16 protein-coding genes are annotated in these 17639 nt (G+C 71.4%); 1 reads left to right on the plus strand and 15 read right to left on the minus strand.

The window, feature by feature from the left end:
- Positions 1-45: 45 nt before the first annotated feature.
- The 14 genes from gspN to ACJQWL_RS08860 form a co-directional block, all read right to left on the minus strand.
- Positions 46-756, minus strand: coding sequence for a type II secretion system protein N (gspN, locus tag ACJQWL_RS08795; RefSeq protein ID WP_330969569.1), 711 nt, complete (start codon positions 754-756; stop codon positions 46-48).
- Positions 753-1250 (minus strand): type II secretion system protein M, encoded by a 498-nt coding sequence (locus tag ACJQWL_RS08800; protein ID WP_330969570.1) that lies wholly within the window; start codon positions 1248-1250, stop codon positions 753-755. Before ACJQWL_RS08800 ends, gspN begins: the two co-directional genes overlap by 4 nt.
- On the minus strand, positions 1247-2368 hold the full coding sequence (gene gspL, locus ACJQWL_RS08805) for a type II secretion system protein GspL (protein ID WP_330969571.1): 1122 nt from the start codon (positions 2366-2368) through the stop codon (positions 1247-1249). The genes ACJQWL_RS08800 and gspL overlap by 4 nt, the downstream gene beginning before the upstream one ends.
- A complete protein-coding gene (gspK, locus tag ACJQWL_RS08810; protein WP_411300839.1) occupies positions 2365-3360 on the minus strand; it encodes a type II secretion system minor pseudopilin GspK in 996 nt (331 codons plus the stop codon). Before gspK ends, gspL begins: the two co-directional genes overlap by 4 nt.
- Entirely contained in the window at positions 3357-3956 is a 600-nt protein-coding gene (gene gspJ, locus ACJQWL_RS08815) for a type II secretion system minor pseudopilin GspJ (RefSeq protein ID WP_330969573.1), read from the minus strand. The genes gspK and gspJ overlap by 4 nt, the downstream gene beginning before the upstream one ends.
- Positions 3953-4336 (minus strand): type II secretion system minor pseudopilin GspI, encoded by a 384-nt coding sequence (gene gspI, locus ACJQWL_RS08820; protein ID WP_330969574.1) that lies wholly within the window; start codon positions 4334-4336, stop codon positions 3953-3955. The genes gspJ and gspI overlap by 4 nt, the downstream gene beginning before the upstream one ends.
- Positions 4320-4820, minus strand: coding sequence for a GspH/FimT family pseudopilin (locus tag ACJQWL_RS08825; RefSeq protein WP_330969575.1), 501 nt, complete (start codon positions 4818-4820; stop codon positions 4320-4322). Before ACJQWL_RS08825 ends, gspI begins: the two co-directional genes overlap by 17 nt.
- Before the next feature lie 3 nt (positions 4821-4823).
- Complete coding sequence (gspG, locus tag ACJQWL_RS08830) at positions 4824-5207, minus strand: type II secretion system major pseudopilin GspG (RefSeq protein ID WP_411300850.1); 384 nt, start codon at positions 5205-5207, stop codon at positions 4824-4826.
- Positions 5208-5446: 239 nt separating this feature from the next.
- Positions 5447-6652 carry a type II secretion system inner membrane protein GspF gene (gspF, locus tag ACJQWL_RS08835; protein WP_411300840.1) on the minus strand — a complete coding sequence of 402 codons (1206 nt, stop codon included), beginning with the start codon at positions 6650-6652 and terminating at the stop codon, positions 5447-5449.
- Positions 6639-8129, minus strand: a complete 1491-nt coding sequence (gene gspE, locus ACJQWL_RS08840; RefSeq protein ID WP_330969816.1) for a type II secretion system ATPase GspE — start codon at positions 8127-8129, stop codon at positions 6639-6641. The genes gspF and gspE overlap by 14 nt, the downstream gene beginning before the upstream one ends.
- On the minus strand, positions 8126-10252 hold the full coding sequence (gene gspD, locus ACJQWL_RS08845) for a type II secretion system secretin GspD (protein WP_411300841.1): 2127 nt from the start codon (positions 10250-10252) through the stop codon (positions 8126-8128). Before gspD ends, gspE begins: the two co-directional genes overlap by 4 nt.
- The gene (locus ACJQWL_RS08850) at positions 10249-11064 is read right to left on the minus strand and encodes a type II secretion system protein N (RefSeq protein WP_411300842.1); all 816 of its coding nucleotides are present in this window, start codon (positions 11062-11064) and stop codon (positions 10249-10251) included. Before ACJQWL_RS08850 ends, gspD begins: the two co-directional genes overlap by 4 nt.
- Before the next feature lie 146 nt (positions 11065-11210).
- Positions 11211-13850 carry a TonB-dependent receptor domain-containing protein gene (locus tag ACJQWL_RS08855; RefSeq protein WP_330969815.1) on the minus strand — a complete coding sequence of 880 codons (2640 nt, stop codon included), beginning with the start codon at positions 13848-13850 and terminating at the stop codon, positions 11211-11213.
- A 75-nt stretch (positions 13851-13925) separates the two neighbouring features.
- On the minus strand, positions 13926-15395 hold the full coding sequence (locus tag ACJQWL_RS08860) for a beta-helix domain-containing protein (protein ID WP_330969814.1): 1470 nt from the start codon (positions 15393-15395) through the stop codon (positions 13926-13928).
- A gap of 260 nt (positions 15396-15655) precedes the next feature.
- Between ACJQWL_RS08860 and ACJQWL_RS08865 the strand changes: the two genes are divergently transcribed.
- Positions 15656-16528 carry a 2OG-Fe(II) oxygenase gene (locus ACJQWL_RS08865; protein WP_330969813.1) on the plus strand — a complete coding sequence of 291 codons (873 nt, stop codon included), beginning with the start codon at positions 15656-15658 and terminating at the stop codon, positions 16526-16528.
- A gap of 115 nt (positions 16529-16643) precedes the next feature.
- Here the strand turns inward: ACJQWL_RS08865 and nth are convergent, their stop codons facing one another.
- Entirely contained in the window at positions 16644-17342 is a 699-nt protein-coding gene (nth, locus tag ACJQWL_RS08870) for an endonuclease III (RefSeq protein WP_411300843.1), read from the minus strand.
- Between the last annotated feature and the right edge of the window lie 297 nt (positions 17343-17639).

Here is a 17639-nt window from a genome sequence, read left to right on the forward strand (position 1 = left end):
CCGTGACAGAGGACGCCGGCGTGCCCTGTGGTTGCGGCGAAGGACTCAGTCTCCCAACTGGCCCTCGACCATCCGGCTGAAGCCGGCCGGGCCGGCCTGGAACCCCGCAGGCAGCAGGGCCATGCCCAGCACTGGATCCTGCGAAGCGACGCGCACCGCCAGGCGGTAGCGGCCGTCTGCCCCGATCGCCAGGTCGGCCCGGATATCGGGTTGGTCTGGCAGTGCCTGGCGGGGCGTCAGCACCACGCGGGCTTCGTCGCCTTCGCACCGGGGTTGCCCTGCCAGCTCGAGCGGGCCGGCGGGCAGGGCGGCGCCGTCGGCCTGCACGTGCAGCCTGCCGCCGGCCCGCAGGCAGCGACCATCGGCAAAGAGCATCTGCAGCGCCTCCAGGTGCAGGCCCAGGGACAGCCCGCCCCACGATGGCCCGGCTGGGAGTTCCACGCCTCCCTGTCCGTGATGCAGGCCCTGGACGCGGCCGCCTGACCAGGCCAGGTCCAGCTCGCCGGTGCGCAGCCGCACCCGTGGCACGCCCAGCACCCAGGACAGCGGGTGCAGGCCGGCGTCGACGGCGTCGAACGCGTGCCCGCCCCAGGCGACCCGGGACAGGTGCCCACGCCAGAGCGTGCCGTGGGCCTGCAGCACCGAAAGCCCGGCCGGCCAGGCCGGGCTCCGGGCCGCGAGCCCGAGCGGCGCGAACACCACCAGCGATGCCGCAAAGGCCAACACCAGAGCCAGCAGCAGGTGCCGGACAGTCACGGGGCGGCCCCGATGGCCACGAAACGCGCCTGCACCCGCAGGGCGCCGTTGGCCCCGGTGATCTCGAGCAGCCCCGGCGCCACGCCATGGTCCAGCCGCAGCCGGTCCAGCCATGCCAGCAGTGCAGGGGTGGTGACCGACTCGATCTCCACCTGGATCGCCTCCGCGCCGTCGGCGCGGTGGCGACTGATCGCGACCCCGGCAGCGCGGGCGGTCTCCAGCACCGTCGATTCGAGCGTTTCGACGTTGGGCGGCGAAGGGCGAGCCGCCAGCAGTGCTTCGATCTCGGCGGCCGCCTGGCGGGTGGCCACGAGTTCCGCGGCCGCTTGCGCATGGCGCGTGCGCGCATCGTCGCGCAGCGTGCGCAACGGCGTGGTCACCCCGTACCAGGCCGTGAACGCGACCAGCGCCAGGCACATCACCGCCAGCATCCGGCGCTCGCGGGGGTCGCGGGCCAGCCACCAGGCCGCCAGCCGATCGCGCGCGCCGTTCATGCGCCGGGCTCGATGAGGATGTCGCTTCGGACCGCCTCGCCCATCGGCTGTCGGCCGGCGCGCTGAAGCGTCAGGCCCGACCCGGCCAGTGAACCGGTCAGGGTCTCCAGCTCGGTCTCGCCCGGGTGCACGAACTGGACGCGCAGGCCGTCACCGGTCGAGTAGCGCAGGCTGGCCAGGTGGGTGCCGGGCAGCCCGTCAAGGGCGCCGAACAGAGCGCCCGCATCGCGTGCCAGTGCATCGACCGACCGCAGTTCCGCAAGCCGGGCGGCGGTCGCCTCCAGCGGCTCGCCCACCGCGTGCCCCGGCGCCACCCGCAGAGCGATTGCAGAGGCGTGGTCGTGCAGCTGCCGCGTCACGACCCCGTGCCGGACCGCATCGGCAGCCAGCAACAGCCAGGGCGATGCCAGCAACACGCCGGCCAGCAGCGCCGCGCGGCGCCAGCCGGGATCGGTCCGATGGCGCTGGCGGGGTGCGAACCCCCCCTGCAGCAGGTCGAGCGGCGGCGCGTCGATCGCGCCCACGCGCTCGCAGGCCAGCTCGAACCCATTGGTGTCACGCGGCGGCGGGAGGTCGCCATCGCCCAGGACCCGGGCGGCGAGGGCGGGCTCGGCGCTGTATGCGCGGTCCTGGCTTCGCACCAGCCAGCGTCCGTCGTGTTCCATGACCACGGCCCGCTCCGGATCGGCGGCGTCGACCGGCACCAGCAGCGCGTCCGGCACCATTGCGTCGGCGTCGATGCCGTGGGCCTGCGCCCGCGACAGCCAGCCCTGCATCGCATCAGGCGATGCCCACCCGAGCACCCGTGGCGCGGCACCGTCGTAGGCGGACACCGCCACGTGCAAGCGGTCGGTCGGGGCGGCCGCGACATCGTCCAGCAGCAAGCGGGCCGCCTCCATCGCCTGCGCCGGGCGGCGGGCCGGAAGCGCGGTCCAGGCCAGCCCGACATCACTGGCCGGAACCACCGTCCAGGTCCTGCCGGTCCGGGCGTCGTGCGGCGGCGCCTTCGCACCGGGGGCCAGCGGCACGTGCTGGACGGTGCGACCCGAGGCGTCGATCACCCGCCAGGTCGAGTCGGCGGCGGGGTCGGCGGGCAGCACCAGCAATCGCGTGGTCATTCGTGGGTGGTCCAGCGGCGGGCGGCCAGACGGGTGTCGCCCGGCGCGCGGTGGTCGAACAGGGCGGTCAGTACGACCTGGGCGTTGTCGTATTCGACCTGTGCATGCAGGTCGAAGTAGCGCGTGCGCAGTGCCAGTTGCGACAACACCGCGTTGGGAACCGCGATGCCCGCCAGCGCCGGCTGCGCCCAGAACGCCTCGTGCGCGGACCAGCCGTCGTCCGGTCGCGCTGCGATGACGGCGCGCGCGCGCGCCAAAGGCAGCGCGCCGCCGGTCAGCATGGTCAACAGCACTGCATCGTCCTGCTGCAGGGTATTGATGTTGATGGGCGACAGCGCCGTGTCGGGCAACGCGCACACGTGGGGGCGGATCCGCGCATAGGTCGCGGGGTCGTAGCCGGCCACCGCGCGCAGCTCGCTCGTCTCGGCCAGCAGCGTGCCGCCCGTGCGGTAGCCATCGCCGCGCAGCGCGTACTGCGGATCCTCGGCCCCGGCCGGACTGCGCTGCAGGTCGCTGTCGATCCAATCGGCCAGTGCATCGGCCATTGCGCGGGCCTGGCCGGGCGCGAAGTCCAGCGCCTCCAGCAGGGCGATGTACTGGCCAATCCCGAGCTCGCGCCGCAGCCACATGCCGGGTACGCCCTCGACCACGCTGTTGAGGTTGAAGCACGCCGAGGCGTCCGAGACCCGCGCGCTGATCATTCCCTCCGGCTCGCCGGTGGTGCCGCCCCCCAGCGGAAACACGAACGGGCGGCCGTTCCACTGGCCCTCCAGGGTGGTGCGGGTGGGGTCGCGCCTGGCCAGGCGATCGATCTGCAGGCGGGCGAGGGTCTCCGCGCCGAGCGCATAGCGCTGCGCCTGCGCCACCGCCTGCGCGTTGGCGGTCCGGCGCAGGCCGAAGCGGATGTCATCCAGCACCGCCACCACCAGCGCGGTCATCACCGCCACCAGCAGCAGCACCGTCAGCAGGGCCACCCCGCGCTGCCGCTTCACGTCCCGCTTCCCGGCAGCAGGAACAGCTGCTCGATCGTGCCCAGGCCGTCGACATCCAGTGTCAGGCGAACCGCCTCGGGAATTTCGTCGGCGCCGCCCGGCCAGCCGTCGTTCCACTGCCCGCGGTAGCGGTAGGCGACCTGCGTGGCCGCCACGCCGGTGAGGACGGCCTGCGGCATCGGGGCGGGGGCGCCGTCGAGGGCGGCGTGCGCGGCACGCTCCAGCTGCCCGCCGGCGATTCGGTATTCGACGTACTGCAGCGACGCGCGCGGCTCGGCGTCGGGGTTGGACCATCCGCGCCGGACGAACGCGAACAGGGGCCCGGGATCGCCGGGGCGCTGGCCGATGAAGGCCGTGCGCGTCGCACTGCCATCGCCACGGCGCACGCGGCGGGGAGCGGCCTGGCCGAGGTCGGCCTTGAGCAGGGCCCGCGCGCGCTGGAACTCGCCGATGCGATCCATCCGCGCGCTGACCACCTCGCGATTGTCGGCCGCGTGCACCAGCACGCCCAGGCTCGCTGCGGAGAGCAGGCCGAAGACCGCGAGCGCGACCAGCATCTCGACCAGGGTGAAGCCGCGCGCGCGGGTGGCGCTCATGGGCTGCCCCGGAACAGGCTGGCCTCGCCGGCCACGCCGGTGGCGCCATCCGCCACCACCTGGACCTGCACGCGGACGATGCCCGGGTCATCGGTCGCCAGCACCCGCCTCGCCCAATGCCACGTGCGCCCTCCGCTGGTTTCCACGCCGGCCTCTTCCGCCGGGAGCTCGCCCGGTGCCGCCAGCAGCGCCTCGACCGCGCGGTTGTCGGCCACCACCGCGGCCAGGGCGCGTTCCTCGATCACCGCCGCGGTGCGGGTGTTCTGGCCGGACAGGTTGAGCAGGCCGAGCACCACCAGGCTGAACACCGCGAGCGCGACCAGCATCTCGACCAGCGAGAAGCCCTGCACACCCCGCGGGCCGTCAACGCGCGTTGCCATCGATCCGCACCCGTGCGTCCGCGCCCACGAGCACGCGCAGCCGACGGCCCTCGCGCTGCAGGTCCACGGCGGCCACGCGCACGCCTCCGGATGCGTCGAAACGGAAACTCACCTGGCCGCCATCGCCCTCGAAGCGGGCCTTGGTGCCGGGTGACCAGTCGACGGCCCGGAACGGCCCGTCATCCATCGGCTGCCACTGGTCGAAGCTCTGGCGCTGCGCGTGGTAGCCCTGGGGCGTCACGACCACCTGCACGTCGCGGGTGGATAACACGGCCTCCTCCTGCGCGCGCACCAGGTGCCTCGCCAGCCGCTCGGCATCCCGTGCCAGCACGTCGCCCTCCCCGGGCGCGGTGAGCAGCACCGCGGTGCCCAGCACCCCGACGATGAACACGACGACCATCAGCTCGACCAGGGTGAAACCGCGCACGCGCGCCGTCACCGGTGTCGGAGGCTGCCTGCCGGCGATGGACACGATCACTTGCACGGGTCAGTGCCAGTTGCCGATGTCCGCGTTTTCGCCTTCGCCGCCTTCCGCGCCGTCGGCTCCCAGCGAATACACGTTGAACGCCGCCCGGCGGCCGGGCCGCGCGTAGCGGTAGGCGTTGCCCCACGGATCCTCCGGCAGGCGCCGCACGTATCCGCCCTGCCGGTAGCGCTCGGGGCGGGCCAGCCCGGCGGGTGCCTCAACCAGTGCGCCCAGGCCCTGCTCGGTGGTCGGATAGACCAGCATGTCGAGGCGGTAGGTTTCCAGCGCCTGCTCGAGCACCGACACGTCCGCGCGTGCCTTTTCGACCATCGCGCGGTCCTGGCTCGGCATGACGTTGATCATCACCATCGTCGCCAGCAGGCCGATGATCACGATCACCACCATCAGCTCCACCAGGGTGAAGCCATCGGCAGTGCGGCGGGCGTGGCCGGGGACCGCGACTGCGACCCGATGGGTGGTTGGGCGGTCGTCGCCCCGGCGAGCGCCGTGCTCGACGTGGCACGCGGGAGGGGCCGCGCGGCAGGCGCCGGTGGACACCACGCGGGCGGGGGCGACGCTGCGCAGCGGCAGGTCATCGGGGGCAGGGACGTGTGTTGCGGGTAAGGGGTGCATCGAAAGCTCCATCAGCCGACGGCCAGGGAATTGAACTGGAGGATCGGCAGCAGGATCGCCAGCACGATGACCGCGACCACCACGCCCATGACGACGATGATCAGCGGCTCGAGCAGGCTCATCGCCACCGAGGTGAAGGTGTTGAACTCGCGTTCCAGGTAGTCGGCGGCGCGCTCCAGCATTGGCGCCAGCCGGCCGCTGCTCTCACCGCTGGAGGCCATGTACAGCAGGGTCGGGGGGAACACGCCGGCGCGGCGCATCGCCGCCGACAGGCTGCCGCCCTCGCGGATGGAGCCGACCATGGTGTCGGTGGCGGCGCGCAGCACCCGGTTGTGCACGGTGCGCGCGGTGATGGCCAGGCCTTCCATCAGCGGCAGGCCGCTGTTGACCATGATCGACAGCGTGCGCGCCAGCCGCGCGGCGTGCACGTCGCGCAGGACCCGGCCCAGCAGCGGCAGCTCCAGCAGCGCCCGGTCCACGCGCAGGCGGACGCCGGGATGGCGCAAGGCGCGGACCATGCCCGCCGCCGCAAGCGCCAGCACCACCAGTGCCGGCATGCCCCACGCGGCCATTGCATCGGACACCGCGATCACCGCCCGCGTCAGCCACGGCAGGGTGCGGCCCATGGAGTCGAACTGCTCGACCACCTTGGGCACCACGAAGGCCATCAGCGCGATGACCACCGCCGTTGCCGTCGCGGCCAGCGCGGCCGGGTAGACCAGCGCCGTCACCAGCTTGCCGCGCACCTGCTGTTCGCGTTCGAGCAGGTCGGCCAGGCGCTCCAGGATGTCGGGCAGCGCGCTGGAGCCTTCGCCGGCGGCCACCATCGCGCGGTAAAGCGGCGGGAATGCCTTGCCCTGTCGGGCCATTGCATCCGACAGGCGCAGGCCCTCCATGACCTGGCCATGGGTGGCCATCACCACGCGGCGCACGCCGCGCCGGTCGGCCTGGCTGCCGATGGTGCGCAGGGCCTCTTCCAGCGGGGCCACGGACACCAGGGTCGCCAGCTGCCGGGTGAACAACGCCAGCTCGCGCGCCCCGAATCCCCCGCCGATGCCGTCGCGGCCGGCGCGCGCCGCCGCGGCCGGCGCGATCCGGGTCGGGACCAGCGCACGCTGGCGCAGGTGCTGGCGCGCCTCGCGCGGATCGGTGGCGTCCACCGAGCCGGTGCGGAGCTGCCCGCCGGCGTCCAGCGCGGCGTATTCAAACCTCGGCATGGCCGCCATGCGCCTGGCGGGTGACCCGCAGCGCTTCCTCCACGGTGGTGTCGCCACGGGCGATGCGGCTGCGCGCGGCCGCGTCCAGGCGCGGCGCATGCTCGAAGGCCGCCGTCGACAGTGCCTCCTCGTCGGCATTGGCCCCGATCAGGCGGCGCAGTCGATCATCGACGGTCACCGCCTCGTACACCCCGACCCGTCCGGCGTAGCCGGTGTGGTTGCACTGTGCACAGCCGACCGCACGGTGCAGGATGCCCGTCCAACCCGCGCCCATCACCGCGGCGTCGCCGGGCTCGGCATCGCGCGGCGCGCGGCAGTTCCGGCACAGTCTGCGCAGCAGGCGCTGGGCGAGGATCAGCCGTACGGTGGACGCCAGCAGGAACGGTTCCACGCCCATGTCGCGCAGGCGGGTGATCGCGCCCACCGCGTCGTTGGTGTGCACGGTGGACAGCACCAGGTGGCCGGTGAGGCTGGCCTGCACCGCGATCTGCGCCGTCTCCGCGTCGCGGATCTCGCCCACCATCACCACGTCCGGGTCCTGGCGCAGGATGGCCCGGAGCCCGGCCGCGAACGTCATGCCGACCTTGGCATTGACCTGGGTCTGGCCGATGCCGTCGATGGCGTACTCGACCGGGTCCTCGACGGTGAGGATGTTGCCGGCGCCGTCATTGAGCGCGGCCAGCCCCGCATACAGCGTGGTGGTCTTGCCCGAGCCGGTCGGTCCGGTGACCAGCACGATGCCGTTGGGCTGGCGCAGCGCGGCGCGCAGCGCGTCATGCACGTCGCCGGGCATGCCCAGCTCGTCCAGCGTCAGGGTCCCGGTGTCCTTGCTGAGGATGCGCAGCACCACCCGCTCGCCGCCGCGCGCGGGCAGGGTGGACACGCGCACGTCCAGCGCACGGGTGCCCATCGACAGGGAGATCCGGCCATCCTGCGGGATGCGCTTCTCGGCGATGTCCAGGCGCGCCATGACCTTGATGCGCGACACCACCAGCGGGGCGATCCGGGCGGGCAGGGCGACCGCCTCGCGCATCACCCCGTCGACCCGGAAGCGCACGCGCAGTGCGGCTTCGAACGGCTCGACGTGGACGTCCGACGCGCCCAGCCGTACGCCCTCGGCGATCAGGCCGTTGATCAGCCGGATCACCGGCGCGTCGTCCTGGCTTTCCAGCAGGTCGGCCGTGGCGGGGATGTCCTCCACCAGTGCGTCGAGGTTGCCGTTGGGATCGAGTGCATCGACCTGGCCGGAGCCGCCCAGGTCGGCGTCGGCGTAGACCTCCGACAACCGCCGGTCGAACACGCTGCCGGCCATCGACTCGACCTGCAGCGGGCGCCCGAGCACGCGGCGCACCTCGATCAACGCCGCCGGCGGGGCACCTTCGCGCAGGCCCACGCGCGCGTGCCCGGCCAGCTCGAGCAGCAGCACGCCATGCTGCTTGGCGAAGCCGTAGGGCAGCGGGGGCGGCGGCGCTGTCACGGGGTGGGGGTGGTATCGCGCACGGGGGCTGCGCCATCGCCGGCGGCAGGCACCGTCATTGGCGAGGGAACCGGAACCGATGCTGGCGGCGCGGGAGGGGGCGTAACCGGCGGGGTCGTGCGCAGGTAGTCCTGCACCAGTGCATCCAGTGCCGCGCGCTCGCCGGGGTCGCGGCGGGGCAGCTGCAATTGGGCATCGCGCATGTAGTCATAGCGCGGCGCGGTCGCGGCCTGCATCCCGCGCGGGTCGCGGATGATGGTCGGACGCAGGAACACCATCAGGTTGGTCTTGCCGCGAGTGCGCGAGGTACTGCGGAACAGGCTGCCCAGCAGCGGGATGTCGCCCAGCAGCGGCACCTTGTCGATCGAGGCGCGTTCGTTCTGGTCCAGCAGGCCGCCCAGCACCACGATCGCGCCGTCGTCCACCAGCACGCGCGTCTCGATTTCGCGGGTGTTGAAGATCAGCTCGTCGCTGCGGTTGCTGACCGAGCCGGCGACCGACGACACCTCCTGGCGCAGCTGCAGGGTGATGCCGCCACCGGCGTTGATCTGCGGCGTGACCTCCAGCTGGATGCCGACGTTCTTGCGCTCGATGGTGCGGAACGGGTTGCTGTTGCCATCGCCCAGCACCTCGCCGGTGGTGATCGGCACTTCCTGCCCGACCAGGATGCGCGCCTCCTCGTTGTCCAGGGTCATGATCGAGGGCGTGGACAACAGGTTGGAACCGGTGTCGCTGCGCACCGCGTTGATGATCAGCCCGAACAGCGTGTCGCCCGCCGAGCCGGCGATGCCGGCCAGGCCGCCGCTCAGCCCCAGCAAGGACTGCAGGGCGACCTGGCGGGCGGTTTCGGCGAACTCCGAATCGTCGTCGCGGTCCAGCAGCGCGGCACCGGCCAGCTCGGTGATGCCAGGGCCGGAGTTGCGGAACTGGGTGGCGCCGAACGGCACGCCCTTCTTGTTGGCCGCGGCGATCTGCACCCCCAGGTCGCGCGCGGCGGCGTCGGAGATCTCCACCACGATCGCCTCCACCAGCACCTGCTGGCGGCGAACGTCGAGCTGGCTGATCACGTCCATCAGCGTGCGCTGGGTTTCCGGGTCGGCGTTGATGATCAGCGCGTTCGATCCCGGATAGCGCACCAGGGTGGGACGCCGGCCGCTGCCCGGGCGCGGGGTGATGACCTGCGCCTGCTGCACGCCGGCGGTGGCACCCGCCGCGGCGGCTAGGGTGGCGGGATCGGCGGCGGCGCCTTCGATCGCGGCCGGCGCCTGTCCTACCAGCTGCTGCAGCACCGGCAGCAGTTCGCCGGCATCGGCATGCTGCAGCTTGACCACGCGAACGTTGCCCTGTTGCTCGGCGCGGCGGTCCAGCTCCAGGATCATCTGCACCACGCGCTGGATCAGCGTGGCCTCGCCCCGCACGACGATCGAGTTGCTGCTCTCCACCGGCAGCACCGAGAGCGCACCGCTGGCGCCGTCCGCCCCCTGCATGCCGAACAGCTGGTTGACGGTGGAGGCGATCTCGGCGGCGGAACTGTTGCGCAGGGTCACCGTGTCCACGGTGGCGCGGTCGCTGTCGATCTGCGCCACCAGGCCGCGCAGTCGCCGCAGGTTGTCGGCGTAGTCGGCCACCAGCAGGCTGTTGCCCTGTGGCAGCGGAACCACCACGCCGCCGCGCCCCACCAGTGGCTTGAGGGTTTCGGCCGCCACGCGCGCATCGACCCGGCCCAGGTTGAACACCTCCGTGGCGAAGCCCATCGCCGAGCCGCCCGCGGAGCCGGGCTGCTGCGCGGCGGTGTCATCGGGCACGACCCGGTAGGCACCGGCCCCGGTGGGGACGGCCACCAGGCCGTTGGCGCGCAGGATGGCCAGCAGCACCCCGATCAACTCTGACTCGGTCATCGGCTGGTCGCGCGAGAAATTGACCGTGCCCTGCACGCGCGGGTCGACGATGAACGTGGTGCCGGTGGCACGCGCCACGTCCTGGATGAAGGCGCGGATGTCGGCGTCGCGCACGTCCATGGCGGCGACCGTGCCGCCGCCGGCTTGCGGCCATGCGGGCGTCGGTAGCGCCAGGCTGACGCACAGCAGCGGTACCAGGATTGATCGGGCAAGCGAGGGCTTCAAGGCGTGGGCGTCCGCAGGGTCAGGGTCCGGGTGCTGCCGTCACGCAGCACGGTGAGTTCGACGGCGTCCCGGCCGGCGAGATCCGATTCGAGCTCGCCCAGGCGCTCGGGCGTCAGGGTGTTGCCGTTGACGGCCACCAGCACGTCGCCCGCGCGCAGACCCGCCTGTCGCAGCACCGTGTCGCCGCCGCGCGGGATCAGGGTGTAGCCGTCGACGCGGCCCTCGCGCATGCGCGGGCGCAGCCCGGCCTGCTGCAACAGCGCGGCCGGGTCGACGGTCTGCGGCGTGGGGCCGGTGGCGGTGGGGGCGCTGGCGGGCAGTGTCGTGGGAGGCGTTGCGCCGGGTACGTGCGCCTGCTGGCGCGCCTTGAGCGCCACGCGCCGGTGGCGTCCACCGCTCTCGAGCACCGCGCCATCGGAATCCACCGCATGCAGGCGCACGCCGGGTGCGATGGCCTGGCCGACCTGCCACGAATCCTGGCGGCCGTCCTTGCCGGCCAGGATCGCCGAGCCGGCACCGGTGTTGACCCCGTACACGGTGAAGTCGCCCGCCTCGCCCGAAGCGGCCGGGACACTTTGCGTGGACGGGAAGAACGGGTCGCGGGTGGTTGCCATCGCAGGGGCGGGCGCCCCGATGGAGGACAAGGGTGGGGCATCGCCGAACGGGCCGATCGGCGCCAGCAGGACCCACGCCATGCGCGCGGCCTGGACCCCCAGCAGCAGCACCAGGGCCAGCTCGACGCCGCGCCGCAAGGCAAGCCCGTCGGGCCGCCACTGCAACAGATTCGCGATGGAGAGGGACGGGATCGGCACGGCGGTTTCCGCGAGGCGAAAGCAGTCAGCCCGGATGCGGAAAGGGTGCGACAGGTATGTGACAGCTTGACGGCAACTGCCACATAACCTTCATGCGGCGGACATGCGACGCGGCCGCCCCTGCGAAGGGCGGCCGCGCGGCGGGCTCAGAACGACGCCGACAGGCTCACGCTGTACGACACGCCCGGTGAGTAGCGCAGCACATCGACCCGGTTGCCGTCGCGCTCCTGGTACTCGTGGTAATCGGTGTCGAGCAGGTTGCGGGCCGAGAAGCCCAGCGTCATGTCGGTGCCACCCAGCGTGAAGCCCCTGCGCAGCACGAAGTCCAGGCTGGTGCCGGGCGCGTCGATGTAATCGGGCTGGCCCGGCCGGCCGCGGGCCGAGATGCGTTCGCTGACGTAGTTGGCGATCAGCGTGGCCTGGGTGCGGGTCGCCTCGTCCTCGATGCCCAACTGCAGGTTGGCGATGTGGTCGGACTGGCCCTGCAGCGTGCTGCCATCGCGCACGAACAGGGTCGCGTCCACCGGCGCGGGGAATCCGTACGGACGCACCGTATCGCCCTGGCTCGCATTGACCTCCGAATCCGACCACGTGTAGTTGCTGGCGACGTACAGGCGGCTGTCGCCCCACCAACGCGCGTCGATCGCCGGGTCGAAGTACTTCTTGATCTCGATTTCTGCGCCGAACAGCGTCGCTTCGGGCGCGTTGAGGAAGCTCTGGAACGTGGTACCGCCGGCGAAGTTGACGTTGGATTCGATCGGGTTGTCGATGTGCTTGTAGAAGACACCGGCGGTGAAGTACTCGCCCGCGCCGAAGAACCACTCGTAGCGCGCGTCCAGGTTCAGCAGCTCGCTGTCGACCAGGTAGGGGTTGCCGTAGAACTGGCGGTCCGAGTCGGGATCCTGGTACTGCTGCGGCGCCAGTTCGCGGAACTGCGGACGGGCGATCGTCTTGGAGGCGCCCAGCCGCAACTGCTGGTTGTCGGCCAGGTTCCAGGTCAGCGTGGCCGCCGGCAGCAGGTAGTCGTTGACCAGCGGCGCCGCCCCGGCCTGGCGCTGTCCGGTGAAGATGTCGTACGGCTCGATCGCCTGGGTGGCGTCCTCGTAACGCACGCCCACGGTGGCGCGCACCGCGGGGGTGACCTCGCCCTCGGCCTGCAGGTAGGCGCCCTTGACCTTGAGCGTGGCGTCGTAGGCGGCCGCGCCGAAGCTGCCGGTGGTCTCGCGCAGGCGCAACAGGCCCTGGCTGAGGTTGAAGTCCGACAGCAGGTAGTCCACCCGCTGGTAGCGGTTGAGGAACGGCAAAGCGCCGTCCAGGGCGAGGAAACGGAACTCGCGCGCCTCGGCGGTGCGGTCGTTGTCAAGGTAGGACAGGCCGCCGGCCAGGCTCACCTCACGCTCGACCGGCAGGCGCCAGGTCACGTCGACGCCGCCGCTGGCCAGCGAATCCTCGACGAAGCTGAAACGGGTGTAGTTCTGCACGCGCGAGCCGTCATGCGACCAGTAGCCGTCGACCAGCTCGTAGCGGATGCCCTTCTCGTAGGGCGCATCGCGGTTGGCCTCGGCGACCGAACCACGCCACTCCACTTTGAGGTCGTCGTACTCGCCGAATGCATGCGAGCCGCTGACCTGGTGGTTGACCAGCTCGCGCTCGATCCATTCGGTGGTGTCGTCGCGTGCGACGAAGCCGGCCAGGGCGTCGATGCCGGCCCGGCTCTTGGCTTCCTTGATGGTGTCGTGCACGTAAAGGGTCACCAGGCCGACGCGGTGGCGATCGGTCTCGTAGCCGGTACCGAGCAGGACATTGACGGTGGCATTGTTGCGGGTGCGCAGGAAGTCGAAGTCGCGATCGAACTCGACCGAGTCGCCGACGAAGAAGCCATCCTGCTCCTTGCCGAAGGTGGTGCGCCATTCGTTCTCGAAGCCGGCCACGGCGACGAAGCCAAGCCGGCCGCCGCCCATGTCGGCCGCGTAGCCGGCACTGCCGCCGAAACTGGCATCGGGGTTGATGCTGTCCTTTTCCTGCAGCACGTTGAGGTTGGCATTGCCGAAGCTGCGACCGATGCGGCCCAGCTCCTCGCGGCTGAAGTTTCCAAGGTCCACGCGCTGGCCGGTGGCGACTGCCTCCTGCAGCTCGCGCGGTGGCTTGCGGGTGCCGTCGTCAAAGCCCCAGTAATCGGTGTCCGAGCCGTAGTAGGTCAGTCCTTTCTCGCCGGTGGTGACGCTGTTGCCGCCGGTCCCGATCGAGAGCTTGAGGAACGGCTCGTCCGGCACCGCCAGCGATTGCAGGTCGATAACGCCGCCGCCGAACTCGCCGGGGTACTTCACCGAATAGGTCTTCTGGACGGTGACGCTGTCGAGCACTTCGCTGGGGAACAGATCCAGCGGCACCACCCGCTGCAGCGGCTCGGGGGAGGGCAGGGGCGAGCCGTTGAGCAGGGCCGACGAGTAGCGCTCGCCCAGGCCGCGCACGAAGACGAACTTGTCGCGGACCAGGCTCAGGCCGGTGACGCGGGTCAGCGCGGCGGCGGCATCGCTGTCGCCGGTGCGCTCGAAATCCTCGCGGGTTACGAACGAGGCGACCTCGGAGGTCTGCAGCATCGGTTCGGGGATGTACTCGCTGCGCACTTCGACCGCGTCGAGCTGGGTCGGGGTGTCGTCAGCGGGCATGGCCGCCTGTGGGGCGTTCGGGTCGGCGGTCGGGGCCGACTGTGCCAGCGCGCCGTTGCAGGCGAGCAGGGCGGAAATCGCGAGGAACAGGCCGGTACGGGACTGGGTGCGCTTCATGGATTGGGAACCTTGGCTGCGGGGTAGGGCGTTGGGTGGTGGAGCGGGCGGGTCACCGCCCGCTCCGTTTCCCCGTCAGCAGGGGGTGTTGGCGTCGAGGCCGCAGGTCCAGCCCTGCCACCAGGTGTCGCCGGCATTGCGGACGCCGCCGATGTAGTCCACCTGCTGGAAGAACCCATCGACCGTCGGCAGGCCCTGGAACGCCGGGACCGCGCTTTCCTGCGCGCCATTGACGAAGCGGGCGGTCAACGTGGAAGTGCCGTTGGCGACGTTGTTGCTGCCGGCGTTGAACGCGTCGGCCGCACGCTGGTCGGCGAACGCGACCGGGCACGAGAAGTGCACCGAGCCGAAGGTGCCGGTGGTGTTGTCGTCGGAGATGCGCAGGCAGACCTCGCCGTCGCCCGAGCCGCCGGCAGGACGCGTCACCACGGTGTTGTAGAACTCCGCCTGGGTACCCGTGTTGAGGGTGACCGCCGCACCGCCGCCGGCCCGGCCGACGTAGGTGAAGTTGGCCACCTTGGGGTTGGAGTAGGGCTCGCGGCGGATGCTGCTCCACTCGTTCATGCGGTCACCGCCATTCGGGCGCTGCAGCACGATGCCGAACTGGAGCGAACCGTCCCAGCCGGTGTCGGTGTCCAGGCTGTCGTCGTCGTTGCCGGTCAGGACCAGGTAACGGCCGTTGACGGTGCCGCCGAACCACTCGATGCCGTCGTCGGAGCTGTTGTGCACCTGGACGTACTCGAAGGTGGTGCCGTCGCCGACCCCGGCCAGGGTGATGCCGTTGAGCTCGTTGTTGGGCGTGACTTCGAAGCCCGAGTGCTGCACGCGCAGGTAGCGGATGACGCCGCTGTTGTCGCGCGGCGCGTTGCCGCCGTAGAACGCGTTGGTGCCCTCGACCTGCTCCTGGCACTCCGGGGTGCCGGACACGGTGGTACCGGGGCAGGCGCTGATCGGTGCGCGCCCGAGTATGGCCACGCCACCCCACAGGCCGATGGAGTCTTCGTTGGTGTCACCTTCCACGCTCTGGCGGGCGGTGAGCACGATCGGGTCCTGCGCGGTGCCCTCGGCATAGATCTGCGAGCCGCGATTGACCACCAGCAGGTCGGCGCCGGCCGAGCCGTAGAGCGTCACGCCCGGTTCGATGGTCAGCACGCCGTCGCGGGTTCCGGCGGTCGGGTTGTCGATGTCGCCGCCCTGGTCCTCGCCCACGGCCACGCGGCCGGAGATCGCGTACACCGTGCCGTCGCGGTTGGGGACGAGCAGGTTGCCGACGATCAGCTCCGGCAGGCGGCAGGCACGCAGGGTGCCGTTGGCGACGGTGCCGATGTTGGCGAAGCCCGTCGGGCAGTCGGCCGCGGGTCCACCGGTCGGCGGCGGCGGAGGCGGCGGGGTGGTCGGCGGCGGCGGCGGAGCGACGGGCGGCGGAGGCGGGAATGCCCCTTCACCCGGGGAAGCGACACGGTCGGCGCCATTGCCGCAGCCGCTGAGTGCGAGGACAGCGCCGAAGGTCATCAGCAGCGTCCGGGGATTGTTGCGAACGGACATTCTCATGTCTCCAAATCGAGGGGTGGGTCGAGCGCACACGGAACGGGGCCATCCGGCCCCCGCAGGGCGGGGGTCGGGTCGCCTCGTTCCCTGAGTGAGGTTTCGGGGAGTCGTTATAGATTCGTTGCGTGACACTTCCTTTGCGCTTTTGCGACGCCTCCGAGTCGCGATGCGAAAAGCGCTCGTTGCATGTGCCGGGCGTGGTTGATGGCCGTGTCGCTGCAACACGGCTGACACATCCCCTGGGTAGCGTCGCGTCCGTGCACGCCGGCGTCGCCCCAGGCCAGGACACCGAAGTCGACGAGGCGCTGGCCGCCTGGATCGTGGACCGGGTGCGTGCGGGAGAGCCGCCCGAAGCCGTCCTTGCGCCGCTGGTGGAAGATGGCTGGAGCGAGGACGCTGCCATCGACGCGGTCGAACGCGTCACCCGTCGTTTCCTCGAGCAGCACGCGCTGGACCAGGGCCTGCCGGTACCGGTGCGCGTGCCTGCGCCGATCGTCGGCAACGGCAGTGCGGTGCTGGACGCGGGCGATCGCCGTGTACACGTGCTCGCGAGCCTTCTGCATCCTCGCGTGATCGTGTTTGGCGGGCTGCTCTCCGACGACGAGTGCGATGCGCTGGTCGAGGTGGCAGGCAAGCGCCTGTCGCGATCGGCGACGTTCAACCTCGACAGTGGCGTGGACGAAGTGCACGAAGGCCGGACCAGCCAGGGCATGTTCTTCGAGCGCGGCGCGGATGCCCTGTGCAGGCGCATCGAGGCGCGCATCGCCACGCTGCTGGACTGGCCCGTCGACCATGGCGAGGGCCTGCAGGTGCTGCGCTACGGCCCGGGTGCGCAATACCGGCCGCATCATGACTACTTCGACCCGCAGCGACCGGGGACCAAGGCCCTGCTGGCCCGCGGCGGGCAACGCGTGGCCTCGCTGGTGATGTACCTCAACACCCCCGCCTGCGGTGGCGCCACCACCTTTCCCGACGCCCGCTTCGAGGTCGCCCCGGTCAAGGGCAATGCGGTGTTCTTCAGCTACGACCGCCCGCACCCGATGACCGGCACCCTGCACGGCGGCGCGCCGGTGGTCTCGGGCGAGAAGTGGGTCGCCACCAAGTGGTTGCGCGAGCGGCGGTACGTGTAGCTGTGCACCCACCCCCAAGGGCGCGCCCCCTGTAGGAGCGGCTTCAGCCGCGATGACCCGTCAAGGCCCCTGCAAAAAAAGGCGTAGGTGGCGCCAATCGCGGCGGAAGCCGCTCCTACAACGACTCCACATCGCCCGGCGTCTTGTCCGTGTACCGGCACAGGTCGCGGATCACGCAGTTCGGGCAATCGGGCCGGCGCGCCTTGCAGACGTATCGGCCGTGCAGGATCAGCCAGTGGTGGGCATCCTGCAGGTACCGCGCCGGTACCGCGCGGAGCAGGCCGTCCTCCACCTCGCGCACGTTCCCGCCGGGTGCCAGGCCGGTGCGGTTGGACACGCGGAAGATGTGGGTGTCCACCGCCATGGTCGGCTCCCCGAAGGCGGTGTTGAGCACCACATTGGCGGTCTTGCGCCCGACGCCCGGCAGGGCCTCCAGCGCGTCACGACGGCGCGGTACCTCGCCGCCATGGTCACGCAGGAGCTGTTCCGCCATCGCCACCACGTTGGCGGCCTTGGTGTTGTACAGGCCGATGGTCGAGATGTAGGGCTTCAGGCCCTCCACGCCGAGGGCCGCGATCGCGTCGGGCGTGTTCGCTACCGGGAACAGCCGCCGCGTTGCCTTGTTGACGCCGACATCGGTGGACTGCGCCGACAGGGTCACCGCCACCAGCAGCTCGTACGGCGTGGAGAACTCGAGCTCGGTCGTCGGCTTCGGGTTGTAGGCCTTGAGCCGCGCGAACATCTCCTCGCGTTGCGCGGGCGCGAGGCGCGAACGACGAACGGCGCGCTTGCGGGACTTCGTGGCGATGGGCATGGGACGGTGTTCCTGGCGCGGGTGGCACGACGAGGGGCGCTTCAGGAGAACAGACCTCGGGGAGTCGGCGGGGGTGTGGTCGTGATCGATCGTGCCAACCCGCCTGCGCCCGACGGCCCGCCTGCATCCGTTCCATGCATCGCCAGAGCGCTCATGGTCTGCGCGCCGCTGCCCGGGCCTTGGCACGCGCCAGCGCCGCAGCGGCCGCAGGGGGCAGGGGTGGTGGACGGGACGCTGCGGTTCCGGCGTCGGCGGCGACGGGGGGAGCTGGCGCCCGTCGTGCCGCCCGCTCCCGCC

The sequence above is a fragment of the Novilysobacter viscosus genome, from assembly GCF_046600715.1.
GTDB lineage: Bacteria > Pseudomonadota > Gammaproteobacteria > Xanthomonadales > Xanthomonadaceae > Lysobacter_C > Lysobacter_C viscosus.

Coding starts and splice junctions, on each gene's coding strand:
- ACJQWL_RS08800 (WP_330969570.1), bottom strand. CDS start 1,250: ATGAACGGCGCGCGCGATCGGCTGGCGGCCTGGTGGCTGGCCCGCGAC.
- gspL (WP_330969571.1), bottom strand. CDS start 2,368: ATGACCACGCGATTGCTGGTGCTGCCCGCCGACCCCGCCGCCGACTCG.
- gspJ (WP_330969573.1), bottom strand. CDS start 3,956: ATGAGCGCCACCCGCGCGCGCGGCTTCACCCTGGTCGAGATGCTGGTC.
- gspI (WP_330969574.1), bottom strand. CDS start 4,336: ATGGCAACGCGCGTTGACGGCCCGCGGGGTGTGCAGGGCTTCTCGCTG.
- gspG (WP_411300850.1), bottom strand. CDS start 5,207: ATGGTGGTGATCGTGATCATCGGCCTGCTGGCGACGATGGTGATGATC.
- gspF (WP_411300840.1), bottom strand. CDS start 6,652: ATGCCGAGGTTTGAATACGCCGCGCTGGACGCCGGCGGGCAGCTCCGC.
- ACJQWL_RS08855 (WP_330969815.1), bottom strand. CDS start 13,850: ATGAAGCGCACCCAGTCCCGTACCGGCCTGTTCCTCGCGATTTCCGCC.
- ACJQWL_RS08860 (WP_330969814.1), bottom strand. CDS start 15,395: ATGTCCGTTCGCAACAATCCCCGGACGCTGCTGATGACCTTCGGCGCT.
- nth (WP_411300843.1), bottom strand. CDS start 17,342: ATGCCCATCGCCACGAAGTCCCGCAAGCGCGCCGTTCGTCGTTCGCGC.